Genomic DNA, 13,261 nt, shown 5'->3' with positions numbered 1-13,261 from the left:
CGCCGACAACCGCACCATGTTCATGTTCTACGCCGTCGCCATGGTCCCGTTCATGATCTTGGCCATCGTCCTCGCCGCCGGACTGATCATCGGCCCCGCCGACGCCACGCTGCGGAGGCGGATCACCGGCGCCTCGGTGGTGGGCGCCTTCACACTGCTCGCGCTCGTCAACTTCTGGTGGCTCTACCCCGTGCTCAGCGCCGAGATCATCCCCTACGCGGACTGGAGCTCCCGCATGCTCTTCAAAAAAGGCTGGATCTGACCGTTGGGCATATGAGCTGCTTAGCATTGATTTCTTAGGGTAGGCGACGTGCACGATCCATTACGTCACGTTCATCGTCAGAGCAGGCCCGTATACGGCAGACTTCGAAGCATGCCTGCACCGGACGTGGCCGCGCTCCTCTCCGAGCTGGAGCGATCGGAGCCAGACTGCGCCGAGCACGCCCGGAGCGCGATCGACTGGTTGACCGGCGGCGAACCGCTGGAGACGATCACCGAGCTCAACGTGTGCGAGTTCCTCTGGTACACCCTGCCGACCAAGGTCGGCGGCGACCGTACCGCGATCGCCCGCGCGCTGGGCAGCCTGTTACGGCTGGGCGGGTTGGAACGCTACGCCGCGATCTGCCTCTCCGCCACGACCGCGCGGATCCTGCGCGTCTACACCCGCTCCGGCGAGGACGCCGGGATGGCCGCCTACCAGAGCGCGCTGAACGCCACCGGAGTGCTCCCGCCCGACGTGCCGGAGCTCCGGTGGAGCTCGATCATGGGTCCCGAGGAGCTGGGCGCGCACGGCGCCTGCTCCGCCGCCCTGGAGCTCGCCATCGTCTCGGGGGAGCTCCGCCAGGACTCACCCGAGCGGACCACGCTGACCAGGCTCTGGCTCACCACTCCCCGCCCTGAGCTGGGCGGGGACAACTGGCTCCACCGGGTGCAGGGGGAGCGGCTCAACCGCTGGGTGCTCGGCCGGGGTACCGCCTGGCGGGAGCTGGCCCAGCCCTTCGAGGTGCGCCTGCACGCCCCGATCCCGGCCCCGGCCGAGGATCACCTGGAGGCGCTGCGGTGGCTGCTGCGGATAGGGCGCCGCCCTGGCGGCATCCCGCTGACCCAGCGGCACAACCTCGCCCGCTCGGTGCTCGCGGAGAGCACCTGGAGCGCCGCCGAACTGGCGGCGGTCCGGGAGGTGGCCCAGGGGCAGATGGGCGCGCTGCGCCGCGCGGGCAGACGGCTGGTGACCACCGCGACCGGGGAGCGCCTGCTCGAAGACCCCGACCTGCTCTGGGAGACCGCGGCCGCCGCGCTGCTGGCCCCGGCGTCGGGGGAGCACGAGTTCAGGGCGTCCGCCAGGGAGGTGGCGCTGATGCTGCTGGCCGACGGCTCGCCGGCCGACCGCGACCGGGTCACCGCGGTGATCGACTGCGAGGAGTGGCAGACCTCCGAGGTCGACGCCTCACTGACCGAGCTGGGACGGCGCCTGGACGCGTTCGGCCTCCGGGTGGCCGGCGGGCTCACCCCGGCGGGCCGCTCGGCCGCCCTGGCCGCCCTGCGAAACCACGCGTTGCGCCCCCGCCAGTACGTCAACCTGACCTGAGCCCACCGGACCACCGTCGAGCCGGAGGCCGAGCCCGCGCCCGAGCCGGAGCCGGAAGCTGACAGAAGCCCCACCATCACTTAAATCCGGATATTTCACTATCTGCTGAAGACAGATTGTTTCGTCCCATAAGGGGCAGTGCCCAGGCGTGTCCGAGCCCCTCTCCCCCAACCGCGCCGCCCCCTCCCCCGACCGCGCCGGCGCGCCGGAACCGCCTCCCACACCGGAACCGCCTCCCTCGCCGGAACCGCCTCCCTCGTCGTCCGAGCCGATCCTCACCTCAGCCGGCCCCGTACCCCCGCCCGGCACCCCTCGGACCGGCGCGCCCCCTCCCGACCTGCCCTTCGGCACGCCGGGCCGGTCGATGCGCGGCAATCCGTTCGTGTTCGGCTTCACCGCCGCCCTCGGCGTGCTCACCGCCTGGTGGCTGGTGCAGGCCGTGGCGAGCGCGAGTTCGGTGCTGATCCTCATCGTCGTCTCGCTCTTCCTGGCCATCGGCCTGAACCCCGGGGTCGAGGGTCTGCAACGACTTGGCCTCTCCCGCCTTGTCGCGATCACCGTGGTCTTCCTCGGCGTCATCGCGGTCTTCGCCGTCTTCGGCCTGGCCGTGGTGCCGCCGCTCACCGCCCAGTCGACCGACTTCGTGGAGAGGATCCCGCAGTACGTCCAGGAGCTGCAGAACAACCCGCTGATCCGCGACCTGGACCAGCGTTTCCAGCTCCTGGAGAAGCTCCAGCGGTATGTGACGAGCGGCGACTTCGGCACCCAGATGTTCGGCGGCGTACTCGGCTTCGGCCAGGTGCTGATCGGGGCGGTCTTCAACGCGCTGACCGTGCTGGTGCTGACGCTCTACTTCCTGGGCTCGCTGAACTCGCTCAAGAAGATGACCTACCGCCTCATCCCCCGGTCCCGCAGGACCCGGGCCGGGCTGCTCGGCGACCAGATCATCGACAGCATCGGCGGCTACGTCGCGGGAAACCTGATCGTCTCGCTGATCGCCGGAGTGACGACCTTCTTCTTCCTGGTCCTGATGGAGGTCCCCTACGCCCTGGCCCTCGCCCTGATCGTGGCCCTGACCGACCTGATCCCCATGGTCGGCGCCTTCATCGGCGCCGGAGCCGCCTCCATCGTCGGATTCTTCGTCTCCCCCACCGTCGGCATCGTCTGTGTGATCTTCTTCACCGTCTATCAGCAGATCGAGAACTACTGGATCGCTCCGAGCGTGATGAAGAGCTCGGTGGACGTCCCGCCGCTCGCCACGATCGTCGGCGCCCTGCTCGGCGGCGCCCTGCTGGGCGTGGTGGGCGCCCTGCTGGGCATCCCGCTGGTCGCCGCGGTCCTGCTCATCGTCCGCGAGGTGGTCATGCCCCGCCAGGAACGGGCCTGACCCGCAAACGGATGTGGCATCAGGCCGCCAGGAGGCGCGAGGAGTTCCCGGGGCCGGCCCGCCACCGCCACCGGGCGAACGAGCCGGGGGCGGGCTCCCGCTTCGCCGGACCGGGGGGCGGCGCACCGCTCAGCGTGACGGGCTGTGCGCCTCCTCGGCCTTGGGAGGCTCGTCGTCTCCGGCCGCCGGGCCGGGATGTACGGCCACGGTGAGCAGGACGACGGAGTCGTCGATCGCGGTCAGGTTGTGCCGTTCCGGCGGTATGACGAGATATTCACCGGCCGCCCCCTCCCAGGCGTCGTGGCCGGTCGCGAGGCGTACGCGTCCGTGTAGCACCTGCAGGGTGGCCTCGCCGGGACTCTCGTGATCGTCGAGACCTCGTCCGGCGGCGAGTGCGAGCAGCGTCTGACGCAAGGAGTGCCGGTGCCCGCCGTGGACGGTGTGGGCGCTCCGTCCGCTCCTGGCCTGTCGCGCTGTGGTCAGGTGCTCGTTCGCCAGCGAACTCAGGGAGATCGACTCCATGGTGATGCCTTTCGGTGTCGGTCGGTTCATCGAAATTTCTTGGGTGGAGCCCCCGCCCTCCCCGGCGGGGAGGAGGTCAGGCCGCCAGCAGCAGGACGCCGGTGGCGAGCAGGGCCGCGACCTTGGCGATCTCGAAGGCCACGTAGGCGTGGTGGCCCCTTGATCGCGGAACGTCCTCACCGGCGAGGACGCGGTCGGAGCGCCGGGTCAGGCGTGGCCGGACCGCGCCGAGTTGCACCGCCAGGACCGCGACCGCGACGACGGCGGCGACCACGGTCCCGGCGGGTACTCCGCCGACGGTGATCATGATGATGAGCACCGCGGCGAGAACGGCTTCGACGCTGTTGAGGGCACGGAAGACCAGCCGGCCGATCCCGAGCCCGATGCGCAGGTCCACTCCGGGCGCGCGGAACTTCAACGGTGTCTCCAGGAACGAGACGGCCATTACCATCCCGAGCCACACGAACGTCACACCCACGGCAACGGCCGATGCGGGGGTCATCTCCAGGTCCTCTCTCTCCGGACGGTCTCTCCACGGGCCCGCCGGCCCGCGTGACCGGTCATCTCGTACCGCCCGCCGCCGTGAGGTGCGCGAGGCACAGATCGGGCTCGGCGAACGGGTCGAGCCGGCCCACCGTCACCCGCGCGCCGAGCGCCGTCATCGCCCCCTGCATGAGCCCGAGGTGCAGCGGGCAGATCACCTGGGCCCGGGTGGCGACCAGTTCGAGGAACGGGCAGTGCCGCAACCCGATCTGCCTGTGATCACCATCGGCCGATCGTTCCTCGGGCGCGAACCCGAGGTCGTCGAGCAGGCTCACCAGCCTGCGCACCGCCTGCTCCCGGGTGAGGGCGACCGGCGGAGCCGACTGATCGACCAGGAGGCCGCCCCACACCCGGCCGGCCTCGGTCGCCCTGGTGGCGGGGTCCGGGTCGGCGGCCAGACCGCCGGCCAGGATCTCGGCCAGCAGGCGGTAGTTACGCGGCCCGCCGCGGTCCATCCCCGGCCTCGCCCGGAACAGCAGCGGTGGACGGCCGGGGCCGGCCGACGCGGTGTGCACCCGCTCGACCTGGCCCGTGTCGGCCAGGGCGTCGAGATGGAACCGCACCGTGTTGGGGTGGACCCCGAGCCGCTCGGCGATGTCGGCCACCCCGAGGGGGGTCTCGGATCGGCGGAGCATCGTCAAGATGAGCCGCCGGCGGCCGGTCGCCGGCACCGTGGGACGTTCGGCGGCCCGTGCCGGCGTCGCGCCGCCCGGGACGTCGTCGCCTCCACGGGGTTTCCGCCGCCGCTCGGCCACGGCCGGCTCACGCCCCCTGCGGCGGCAGGGCCGCGACCATCGCCGTGTCGGCACTCAGCGCACCCAGCTTGGCCGCACCGCCGGGCGACCCCAGAGGCGTGTCCCGGCCGGGGAGGGTCTCGGTGAAGAAGCGCTCGTTGTCGGCCAGATAGGCACCCAGCGCGACCGGGAGATCGTCCTCGTAGTAAATCGCCTCGACCGGACAGACCGGCTCGCAGGCACCGCAGTCCACGCACTCGTCCGGGTGGATGTACAGGCTCCGCCCGCCCTCGTAGATGCAGTCGACCGGGCACTCCTCCACGCACGCCCGGTCCTTGACGTCCACGCAGGGAAGCCCGATCACGTATGTCATGGCTTGAGTTTATACAAAAACGGCTTGTATAAATAGACCCGACGAGAGGAACGCCATGCCCGACCAGGAGCTCGACGTACGGCCGCTACGCAAGCCCGACAAGCACCCCCGGATCTTCCAGGAGTTCGACGGCCTCGCCGTCGGCGAGGCCTTCGTGCTGGTCAACAACCACGATCCGAAACACCTGCGACAGGAGTTCGAGCTCGATCATCCGGGCGACCACAGCTGGGACTACCTCGACAAGGGGCCCGACGTCTGGCGGATCCGGATCGGCAAACTCGCCTCCACCCCGCTGCCGCGGATCCTCACCGACGCCCACGCCGTCGCCGCCGGCACCCACGCCTCCGACGCGGCGGGGGCGGTGTGGAAACTCCAGATGAGCGGGCGCGACCTCGACTCCAACATCGTCCACCTGCGGCCCGGCACCGCCGTCGAGACGCACAAGGGGCCCGACCTCGACGTCCTTCTCCTCGTGCTCAGCGGGGACGGCCGACTGGACACCGAACTGGACACGCTTTCCCTGCGCCCCGGAGCGCTCGTCTGGCTTCCCCGGCTCTCCCAGCGCCGCTTCACCACCGGGGCGAGCGGCCTGACCTACCTCACCGTCCACCAGCGACGCCGGTCCCTGGTCCTCGACATCGCCGACCGGCCCTGAACCGACGGCGAACAGCACACCGCGTTCCGCCCGGAGGCCCCGACCGTTACGACGAACCGCCAGAGGCCGAGGCACCGCGCCGGTTTCCGGACAGCGGGGACCTGGTGGCCATCGTCGAGCGGCTCGGGCGAGTTCATGAACCCCCACCGGGTGAGGCCGGCCACCACCCGCCGGCGCGCCCGCTCCAAGACCGGGCTCGCCTGGTCCGCGGGGCCCGGCGCGCACGCGCCGCCGACAGCGCGGGGCAGGAGGCCGAAGCCATCTCGATCAGCGAGACGAAGTGGGGGCTGTCCCGAGAGTTTCGCAAAGTTCAAATTTTGATCATGATTGGTATGTAAGGTGACGGTTCTGCCTGGTCATACCAGCGAATCGGGGTGGCCCGGCCGCAGGTGGAAGTCTCGTTTAAGTCAGTTCTTCCTTCCCAAGGAGCAAACCATCTTGTGGTGAACTTAAGCTATGACTGAAACTGGCGCCGGGCCTTTCGAGCTGTACGCCGGCGCTCATGGGAAGGTGATGGCGGTGAGACTATTGGACGGCTCCCTCCCCGCGTTCCACTTCCTCGAAGGCATCGAGCCACGGGCTCGGCAGGCGTTCAAGACGTTGTTTCAGCGTCAGTTCGCGATGGGAGTGCTGCTCAGCCAGGAGAGGCTCCGGCTCCTCGACAGCAAAGATCCCCATGTCGCGGAGTGGAAGGTGCACAGTCCCCGCCCTCTGCGGCTGTACGGCATCCGTCAGGGCAGCGTCTGGTACGCCACCCACGGAAGCACCAAACCAGGCGAGATCCGAGGCGTAAAAAGACAAGTGAAGCGAGCACGAACAATCTTCGGAGAAGGGAGTGACGATGAGCTGGTTTGACGACACACCCGAGACCCGCCGACTGTTCGCCGAGGAGGAACTCCTCCTCGCAGCCACGGAGCTGGTCGCGGAAGCCATCCAAACGCGAGGCATCACCCGGCAGGAACTGGCCCGACGCCTGGATGTGCGCCCCTCCGAGATCACACAACGTCTCGCCGGCGCACGCAACCTCACCCTGCGGACGCTGGCCGGAATGATGGACGCCCTCGGCTTCAAGGTCGTACTCGGCCACTGCGACCACAACGCTCCCCCGGAGGCGGTCCGCTCTCTGTCCCTGCAGATGCAGGAAGAGAAGGTCTGCGAACCCGAGGTCCGCTACACCTCAACGGGCGCAAGACTTCATGTGGTCAGGCAGGCGAGCACAGCGGCATGACTCCCGAAGAGATCGCGGCTTCCGCGACACGGGTGGAAGCCCAGCTGGGGCTCTCCAACATCCGCCTCGAACGATCAAACTCAGAAGTGGGCCTACCGCTCAAAACCGGTCAGCTGACCGTACAGATGGGCATTGAAGTCACACCTGATCAGACAGCCGAAAGCATCGCCATGCGAGTGGCGTACACCGTCGTCGCCAACCGCTTGTCCAGGAGCGGCGGGGAGGAGCTCTGCTGGAAGGTGGAGGTGACATACGTGGTCGATTACAAGACTCCCCCAGAGGTGTGCTTCTCCCGCGAAGAACTGGACATGCTCGGCGCGGTCTCATCCACCCTCACAGTCCACCCGTACGCGCGCGCTTTCGTGCACATGATGACCACGCAGATGGGTTACCCGTCGTTCGGCCTTCAGCCGCTGACGGCACACGAGCTGGCTGAACTGTCAACCAGCGAAACACTGGCGGACGTGTAAACATCCAATCGACGGAGGCCCCTCGCCCGGTCGGGCGGAAGCTTTGCCACACGGAAACCGAGCGACCAGCCTCGGCTCCGGCGGGCGAACCACGGCCCGGAACAACACAAAAAGCCTCGTCTTCCGAAAGAACGAGGCTTCCCGCTGATTGAACCGGCCCACACAGCCACGGTGGCCTCACGTCACCTGATGAGGCCGCCGTGATGCCAAACGTCCGGCGGGCCGCCAGGCCGAGGCACCAACAGCTCATCGCCGCATGGAAAGGTCTCCACGGCTTCAGGAGATCGCCGGCCACCGCGCAGAGCTCTGTGCGCCCGCGCCCGCTCTGTCACAGGCGAGCCGGTCGGCGTTACCGGTGAAGGTGGTCGATCGCCAGGTCGGCTAGCCATGGGTCGACCTCGGGAAACGAGCCGTCGCCGAACAGGATCCGCGCCGCCAAGGCACGACCGGCACGACCGCGTAACGCAGCCACCGCCGCCTCTGCCGCCGCAGGGGATCGGATGCCGGCGAACACGCGGCGCAGCAACAGCCGGCCTCGGAACCGAGTCCGCAACGCGTCCCCGTCGTACCGGCTCAGCACGCGCCGGTCGCCGGTACGCAGGTACCCGGCGGTGACCGCCGCGGCCAGTTCGGACATGCGTAAGCAAGGGTCCAACCCGCCGGCCGTCAGCGGCGACACCGCGCCCGCCGCGTCTCCGACGAGCAGACCGGCGGGGCACGCCAACCGCCGCAGCACACCGCCGACCGGAATCGGACCACCCCGGCGCTCGACCGGCCCGGCCGGCGGTGTACCGCCGGGCGCGTCCGCGATGAAATCGTCCAGCAGGTGGCGGACGCCGGCGCGCATCGCGTTCGGATATCCCGCGACGCCGACATGCGCGTGCCGGCCGTCGTCGATGACCCATCCCAGGTACCCCGGAGCGATCCGGGGGTCCAGCACGCAGTGGAACGCCGGGGTGGTCGTGCCCGACGCGATCGGGTGGACGATCTCGGCACCGACGAGGAAGCGCCGGTTGACATCAAGGCCGAGATCACGGGCCACTCGGGAGCGGGCACCGTCCGCGCCGACGATGAACCGGGCCGTCACCGGTTCCGCACCCGCGAACCGCACAAAACCCATCGACGCGTCGACATACCGTACGCCCAAGAAGACCCGCGCCCCGGCCGACTCCGCCGCGCGGTGCGCGTGCTGGTAGACGGCCGCCATGTCGGCCACGCGGTACTCGTCCCGGTCGCTGGTGAGCCGGATCGGTGCCCGCCGCGACGGCGGATACAGCAGCACGTCCCGAACACCCGGCCCGAGCAGGTGATCCGGCACATCGAAGTCGTCGAGGGTGCGGCGCACGAAGATCCCTGTCGTGCGGATGCCCGTCGACAGTGACCTGCGACGGTCGACCACCATCACGTTCAGTTCCCGTCGCGCGAGCAGGCGGGCTGTGCGCAGGCCGGCCAGTCCCGCACCCACGACCAGTACATCCACTGTCTGCATACCTCGCGACGGTAGGGGCGATGCCTCATCCCCACGGTGGTTTGCACGCTACCTGCCCCATACCTCCACACCGTCGCCACACTCAAGACCGTGGATCGCCCCTCTGCCGAGAGGCGACCGCAGAACCAGCGCCCTCCGCCACGGCCGCCGCACGAGCCGAATTGGTGGAGATGAGGAGATTTCGAACCCCTGACCCCTTCGATGCGAACCCCGGTGGGACGCACCGGGCCTGCTCGCCGGATGTCGTCTGGTGCCGTCACGTACCACGCCAATGCCGTCTGGTGATCTCGGCCACGTCCCCATGTCAGCGAGTCCGCTGACTTTTCGCCGACTCTCATCAGCCCTCCTCGGGCCGGTTCCGCCTGTCGGTCACGGAGCTTCCATGCCGTGGCGGTTCGATAGCCTGCCGCTGTGGATCACATGGAGCGTGTCGCCGGGGCAGTCGTCGGTTCGGCAGTGGGTGACGCGCTGGGCGCGCCTTTCGAGTTCGGTCCAGCGGGCGCGTTCTCCGCCCGCTTCCCGGCACCTGGTGCCGGAGCCGAGATGTGCGGGGGCGGTGGCTGGGACGCCGGGGAGGCCACCGACGACACTCAGATGGCCGTCCACGTGGCTGAGTCTCTGCTGGAACACGGCGGCCTGGACCTGCCCGACGTCTTTACCCGCTTCCAACGCTGGGCGGCCGACGACCCCAAGGACATCGGCCTGCAGACCCGGGACGTTCTCATCCGCGGCCTGCCCTGGGACCAGGCCGCCACCGCTCATTACCGCGCCGGCCACCGCGCCGCCGGAAACGGCTCACTGATGCGGGCCACCCCTTCCGCGGTCTACTTCGCCGCCCACGGGCGACAGGCCACCATGAACGCCGCCCGCCGCATCTCCGCTCTCACCCACGGCGACCCCGCAGCCGGGGAAGGAACGGCGATCTTTCACGATCTGGTGCGCCTCGCCCTGAGCGGCGCGGACCCCCTGGGGGAGCTCTCGCAGACCCTCGCCGCCGTCCACCCCGGCCACCGCGAGCGATACGCCGCCATACTGGCCCCTGACTGGCATCCCGGTCAGGCCACTGAGGTCAACGGCGCCGTCTGGCCCTGCCTCGGCTCCGCCGTATGGGCCCTGCGCACCACCCGTAGCTACGAGGACAATCCGTACCGCGATCGACCTGGGTGGCGACACCGACACCGTCGCCGCGGTCACCGGCGGCCTGGCCGGCGCCTTCTACGGACTGACCGCGATCCCGGCCCGCTGGACGGAACCGCTCCATGTCCCCCTTCCCGGAGGCGGCGGCCGGATCCTGCACCTTCCACATCTGCTTGACCTCGCTCACGCGCTGGTAGAGCGGCATTGATCAGTGACGACTCCGAACGACGGACGGTGACTCAGAAGACCAAAGGACCGCCTCTGATTATCGAGGGGTCCCTCCGCCAGTGCCCGCACACCAGTCATCGAAAAAGGCCGCCTCTACCGCCCTCTCGCGGATCGGACGTGACCCCGGCCCGTGGCGGCCGGTGACGAACGGCCGGCCCCGGACGGCTCAGCCTCGCCAGGCCCACCCCCGACCTGTTCACTTTTCCCGTTGTAAATCAAGCTCTGAACAGCGAAAAGGCCCGGTTCCATGATCTGGAGTCGGGCCTTTCGTCTTGTGGAGATGAGGGGATTCGAACCCCTGACCCCTTCGATGCGAAGCCAAGTAACCGGCTCCGGGACCATGGTCGACGTGCTCTAACATCGGGGAAACAGTCCCCTATGGTCCATGGTCGTCCGGCTGCGTCCACGGCCGTTGTCACTCAGTTGGTCACTCAGTCCTGAGGGCCTGGCCGTGCCCCAGACGGCCCGAACCACCAGCTAGGCCGGGGTGGTACTCCCCGCCTCTCCCTCGGCTTCGCGCTCAGTCCTCCGCCGGCCACTTCTCCTTGTCGGCCACGAAGCTCCCGCGCTGCGGCAGGGTGATCACCCATCCCTCCTCGCGCAGCATGGCAACGGCCTGACGAGCGGTGTCACGCGCGACGCCGTGATCCCGGACCATCTCCGACTCGGACGGTATCCGGTCGCGCGGCTGTAGCCCGCCGCTCTTGATCCGCTCCCGGATGATCGCCGCCACCTGCTGGTAGATCGGCGTCGGATCGAACCTATCGACTTCCACGAGCGCGACGTTACGCACGTCTCGAACGCTGCTCATATGGGCAACGTGGTAGACGAGGTAGACAAGATAGACGTAAGGTCAGCTCATGACTCGGGCTTACCACGGCATTCACGTGGGGCCACTCGTGTCTGATCACGAAAAGCTTGTCTGGCGAGCCCCGGCCGCTCGGTCCGACCACGTGCGCGTGCGAGAGCACACCTGCATGTGCCAGGCCCCGAGCTACGAACTCTGCACTTCCGGCGGCCTGATGTTCATCCGCCGCACCACCATGAGGTCAGGCAAGGCTGTCGTCCACGAGACAGACCGCTGGCTCAGCAAACGCACCCAGGAAGCCTGGACCCTCCTACTGCTGGGACAAGCACGCTGACCACTTAACTACATTCAGGGTCGCTAAGCCAGGTCCGCACAATGACTATGACTCGCACATCACCCTCCCCCAGCCTGGGACTGCAATGAGATCGTCGACGGCAAGACCGAGACGCCGCCCCGCCCACCCGCCAAGGGCGGCTCACACGGGAGTAGATGTACTGAAGCAATCACTTACCCAGTGAATCTTTAGCCCTACACCTATACAAGCAGCAGCCCATATAGTCATTACATGGGCAAGAACGAGGCAGCCAAAAGCGAGACCGAGGCAGCAATAATCCACCTTAAGTCACAATTGCCACCCAACGACCCCTTTGTCCGACTTGAGGAAGTTTGCCTCAAGTCAAGGATAGCTTTCGAGTGGCGCTCCATTGAACCCGAAGGGCAACCCCTTGAACTTGAAAACATCCAACCAAGAGTAGGCATACCCAACGGACAACAGAAAAGATGGCGCACACTATCACGCGAGAAAGCTCAAAACTATCTCCTATTCAACGTCTCCACAGTAAAGGCAATCGGAGATTATGATGCATTCTACTACTCCGATGAGGGAATCATCGAAGCCTCCGTTTACCCACTCGTTCGATTTCCGGGCCCTCCATCTCTCCATGAATTGCCTGGCGTGGAAATACAGAGAGGCCTGACGCACGTATTTGACACGGACCTCGACTCGGAAGAGCCAGCACTCAACAAGAAGGAATACTTTGCCAAGCGCATATATCTAGAAGATGGGGACGAATGGAATCTAGAATTCCAGAACACCCAGAGGCGCCCTTGGAAGGTTTCAATCGGCACCAGCAGCCTTCGGTTCAGTGCATTCTCTGATAGCTTTGGCGGGCGGCGAGTCACGATAAAGATTGGAGGAGTATCGAGCTCTCGCCATGATGACTTACTCGATATACTCAATCGAATATCGGGCGCCACCCTTTTTGAGATAGACCTAAGATACGGAATTGCCGTAAATCTTCGAAAAGCTCGCCTCGCTGGAAATCCTCGTGGCCGTAGGCGGCGAGTGACCCCTTCAACAGAGCTCCCGAAGAGCCCTGAGAACGATTACCTTCAGCGACCCCTAAGTCTATATTGGTATGGTCGCTCAGCACGAGGAATGCCCCTGCTTGAGTTCCTAGCGTTTTACCAGGTTCTCGAGTACCACTTTCCAACATACAGCCAGCGAGAAGCACTAGAGAAGATCCGGCAAGAGCTGCGTGACCCTCGATTCGAAAGAGAGGATGACAGGCATATATCGAAAATCATTTCGCTAGCAGGACAAGGTGGGAAATTTCAAGGGAAGGAACGGGATCAGCTCAAAGCAACAATCCGCGCATGCACACCACCAGAGCGCATCCAAGAGTTCATGAACGAAGTGCCTGGCAGGCTAGAACATTTCACCAGCAACCAGATTAGCGAAGTTCCCCATATTAATCTAAAAAACGATCAAGATCTTCGCGATCAAGCAGCAAGCCGCATCTATGAATTGCGTTGCCGCATCGTGCATTCAAAAGGGGATGGAGGCGAGAAGTATTCAGAGATGCTCCTACCATTCTCAGAAGAGGCCGATCACCTAGGATCCGATATAGATCTAGTGCACTTCCTAGCCCAGAAGGTTCTTATTGCAAGCTCTTCAAAGCTGCGCCCATAAATATAACCAAGAAGAGATCATACGGATCAAACTACTGAGGTTGAAGCTCAGGAGTTAGATCACCGACGGCGGTTTATGACCGTTGGATGACCTCGCGTTCGGTATGCCGGAGTTATGAGGTATCCGG

At 66.5% G+C, this 13,261-nt stretch carries 13 protein-coding genes and 2 pseudogenes; 9 read left to right on the top strand and 6 right to left on the bottom strand.

The window, feature by feature from the left end; genetic code table 11:
* The 3 genes and pseudogenes from ABZ194_RS29365 to ABZ194_RS29355 all read left to right on the top strand — a co-directional run.
* Positions 1 to 262: pseudogene (locus tag ABZ194_RS29365) on the top strand (phospholipid carrier-dependent glycosyltransferase); the annotation flags it as partial.
* Between the two features lie 111 nt (positions 263 to 373).
* Positions 374 to 1,588 (top strand): hypothetical protein, encoded by a 1,215-nt coding sequence (locus tag ABZ194_RS29360; RefSeq protein WP_355600267.1) that lies wholly within the window; start codon positions 374 to 376, stop codon positions 1,586 to 1,588.
* Positions 1,589 to 1,736: 148 nt separating this feature from the next.
* Positions 1,737 to 2,975, top strand: a complete 1,239-nt coding sequence (locus tag ABZ194_RS29355; RefSeq protein ID WP_355600266.1) for an AI-2E family transporter — start codon at positions 1,737 to 1,739, stop codon at positions 2,973 to 2,975.
* A gap of 129 nt (positions 2,976 to 3,104) precedes the next feature.
* Here the strand turns inward: ABZ194_RS29355 and ABZ194_RS29350 are convergent, their stop codons facing one another.
* The 4 genes from ABZ194_RS29350 to fdxA are packed head-to-tail and all read right to left on the bottom strand — an operon-like array spanning position 3,105 to position 5,147.
* Complete coding sequence (locus tag ABZ194_RS29350; protein WP_355600265.1) at positions 3,105 to 3,527, bottom strand: cupin domain-containing protein; 423 nt, start codon at positions 3,525 to 3,527, stop codon at positions 3,105 to 3,107.
* A 46-nt stretch (positions 3,528 to 3,573) separates the two neighbouring features.
* Complete coding sequence (locus ABZ194_RS29345) at positions 3,574 to 3,999, bottom strand: hypothetical protein (RefSeq protein ID WP_355600264.1); 426 nt, start codon at positions 3,997 to 3,999, stop codon at positions 3,574 to 3,576.
* A gap of 58 nt (positions 4,000 to 4,057) precedes the next feature.
* Positions 4,058 to 4,795 (bottom strand): helix-turn-helix domain-containing protein, encoded by a 738-nt coding sequence (locus tag ABZ194_RS29340; RefSeq protein WP_355600263.1) that lies wholly within the window; start codon positions 4,793 to 4,795, stop codon positions 4,058 to 4,060.
* Between the two features lie 7 nt (positions 4,796 to 4,802).
* Positions 4,803 to 5,147 carry a ferredoxin gene (gene fdxA / locus ABZ194_RS29335; protein ID WP_355600262.1) on the bottom strand — a complete coding sequence of 115 codons (345 nt, stop codon included), beginning with the start codon at positions 5,145 to 5,147 and terminating at the stop codon, positions 4,803 to 4,805.
* Between the two features lie 55 nt (positions 5,148 to 5,202).
* Here fdxA and ABZ194_RS29330 point away from each other — a divergent pair, with 55 nt between their 5' ends.
* The 4 genes from ABZ194_RS29330 (at position 5,203) to ABZ194_RS29315 (ending at position 7,500) form a co-directional block, all read left to right on the top strand.
* Positions 5,203 to 5,802, top strand: coding sequence for a DUF2249 domain-containing protein (locus ABZ194_RS29330; protein WP_355600261.1), 600 nt, complete (start codon positions 5,203 to 5,205; stop codon positions 5,800 to 5,802).
* 456 nt (positions 5,803 to 6,258) lie between these two features.
* Positions 6,259 to 6,657, top strand: a complete 399-nt coding sequence (locus tag ABZ194_RS29325; protein ID WP_355600260.1) for a hypothetical protein — start codon at positions 6,259 to 6,261, stop codon at positions 6,655 to 6,657.
* Positions 6,644 to 7,030, top strand: coding sequence for a helix-turn-helix transcriptional regulator (locus ABZ194_RS29320; RefSeq protein ID WP_355600259.1), 387 nt, complete (start codon positions 6,644 to 6,646; stop codon positions 7,028 to 7,030). Before ABZ194_RS29325 ends, ABZ194_RS29320 begins: the two co-directional genes overlap by 14 nt.
* On the top strand, positions 7,027 to 7,500 hold the full coding sequence (locus ABZ194_RS29315; RefSeq protein ID WP_355600258.1) for a hypothetical protein: 474 nt from the start codon (positions 7,027 to 7,029) through the stop codon (positions 7,498 to 7,500). The genes ABZ194_RS29320 and ABZ194_RS29315 overlap by 4 nt, the downstream gene beginning before the upstream one ends.
* A 349-nt stretch (positions 7,501 to 7,849) precedes the next feature.
* Here ABZ194_RS29315 and ABZ194_RS29310 read toward each other — a convergent pair whose 3' ends face one another.
* Positions 7,850 to 8,989: an NAD(P)/FAD-dependent oxidoreductase gene (locus ABZ194_RS29310; RefSeq protein ID WP_355600257.1), complete on the bottom strand. Its 1,140-nt coding sequence runs from the start codon at positions 8,987 to 8,989 to the stop codon at positions 7,850 to 7,852.
* Between the two features lie 420 nt (positions 8,990 to 9,409).
* On the opposite strand from ABZ194_RS29310, the pseudogene ABZ194_RS29305 reads away from it, so the two are divergent.
* Positions 9,410 to 10,334: pseudogene (locus tag ABZ194_RS29305) on the top strand (ADP-ribosylglycohydrolase family protein).
* Between the two features lie 540 nt (positions 10,335 to 10,874).
* On the opposite strand, the gene ABZ194_RS29300 reads toward ABZ194_RS29305, so the two are convergent.
* Entirely contained in the window at positions 10,875 to 11,165 is a 291-nt protein-coding gene (locus tag ABZ194_RS29300) for a winged helix-turn-helix domain-containing protein (protein ID WP_355600256.1), read from the bottom strand.
* A gap of 562 nt (positions 11,166 to 11,727) precedes the next feature.
* Here ABZ194_RS29300 and ABZ194_RS29295 point away from each other — a divergent pair.
* Positions 11,728 to 13,134, top strand: a complete 1,407-nt coding sequence (locus tag ABZ194_RS29295; protein ID WP_355600255.1) for a hypothetical protein — start codon at positions 11,728 to 11,730, stop codon at positions 13,132 to 13,134.
* Positions 13,135 to 13,261: the final 127 nt, after the last annotated feature.

The organism is Streptosporangium sp. NPDC006007, assembly GCF_040614315.1.
Taxonomy (GTDB): domain Bacteria; phylum Actinomycetota; class Actinomycetes; order Streptosporangiales; family Streptosporangiaceae; genus Streptosporangium.
This window is presented reverse-complemented; position numbering and strand designations above follow the sequence as displayed.

Bases quoted from the DNA above. Each gene is read 5' to 3' on its own strand.
- ABZ194_RS29330 (WP_355600261.1), top strand. From the start codon at position 5,203: ATGCCCGACCAGGAGCTCGACGTACGGCCGCTACGCAAGCCCGACAAG.
- ABZ194_RS29320 (WP_355600259.1), top strand. From the start codon at position 6,644: ATGAGCTGGTTTGACGACACACCCGAGACCCGCCGACTGTTCGCCGAG.
- ABZ194_RS29315 (WP_355600258.1), top strand. From the start codon at position 7,027: ATGACTCCCGAAGAGATCGCGGCTTCCGCGACACGGGTGGAAGCCCAG.
- ABZ194_RS29300 (WP_355600256.1), bottom strand. From the start codon at position 11,165: ATGAGCAGCGTTCGAGACGTGCGTAACGTCGCGCTCGTGGAAGTCGAT.
- ABZ194_RS29345 (WP_355600264.1), bottom strand. From the start codon at position 3,999: ATGACCCCCGCATCGGCCGTTGCCGTGGGTGTGACGTTCGTGTGGCTC.
- ABZ194_RS29350 (WP_355600265.1), bottom strand. From the start codon at position 3,527: ATGAACCGACCGACACCGAAAGGCATCACCATGGAGTCGATCTCCCTG.
- ABZ194_RS29295 (WP_355600255.1), top strand. From the start codon at position 11,728: ATGGGCAAGAACGAGGCAGCCAAAAGCGAGACCGAGGCAGCAATAATC.
- fdxA (WP_355600262.1), bottom strand. From the start codon at position 5,147: ATGACATACGTGATCGGGCTTCCCTGCGTGGACGTCAAGGACCGGGCG.
- ABZ194_RS29310 (WP_355600257.1), bottom strand. From the start codon at position 8,989: ATGCAGACAGTGGATGTACTGGTCGTGGGTGCGGGACTGGCCGGCCTG.
- ABZ194_RS29325 (WP_355600260.1), top strand. From the start codon at position 6,259: ATGACTGAAACTGGCGCCGGGCCTTTCGAGCTGTACGCCGGCGCTCAT.
- ABZ194_RS29360 (WP_355600267.1), top strand. From the start codon at position 374: ATGCCTGCACCGGACGTGGCCGCGCTCCTCTCCGAGCTGGAGCGATCG.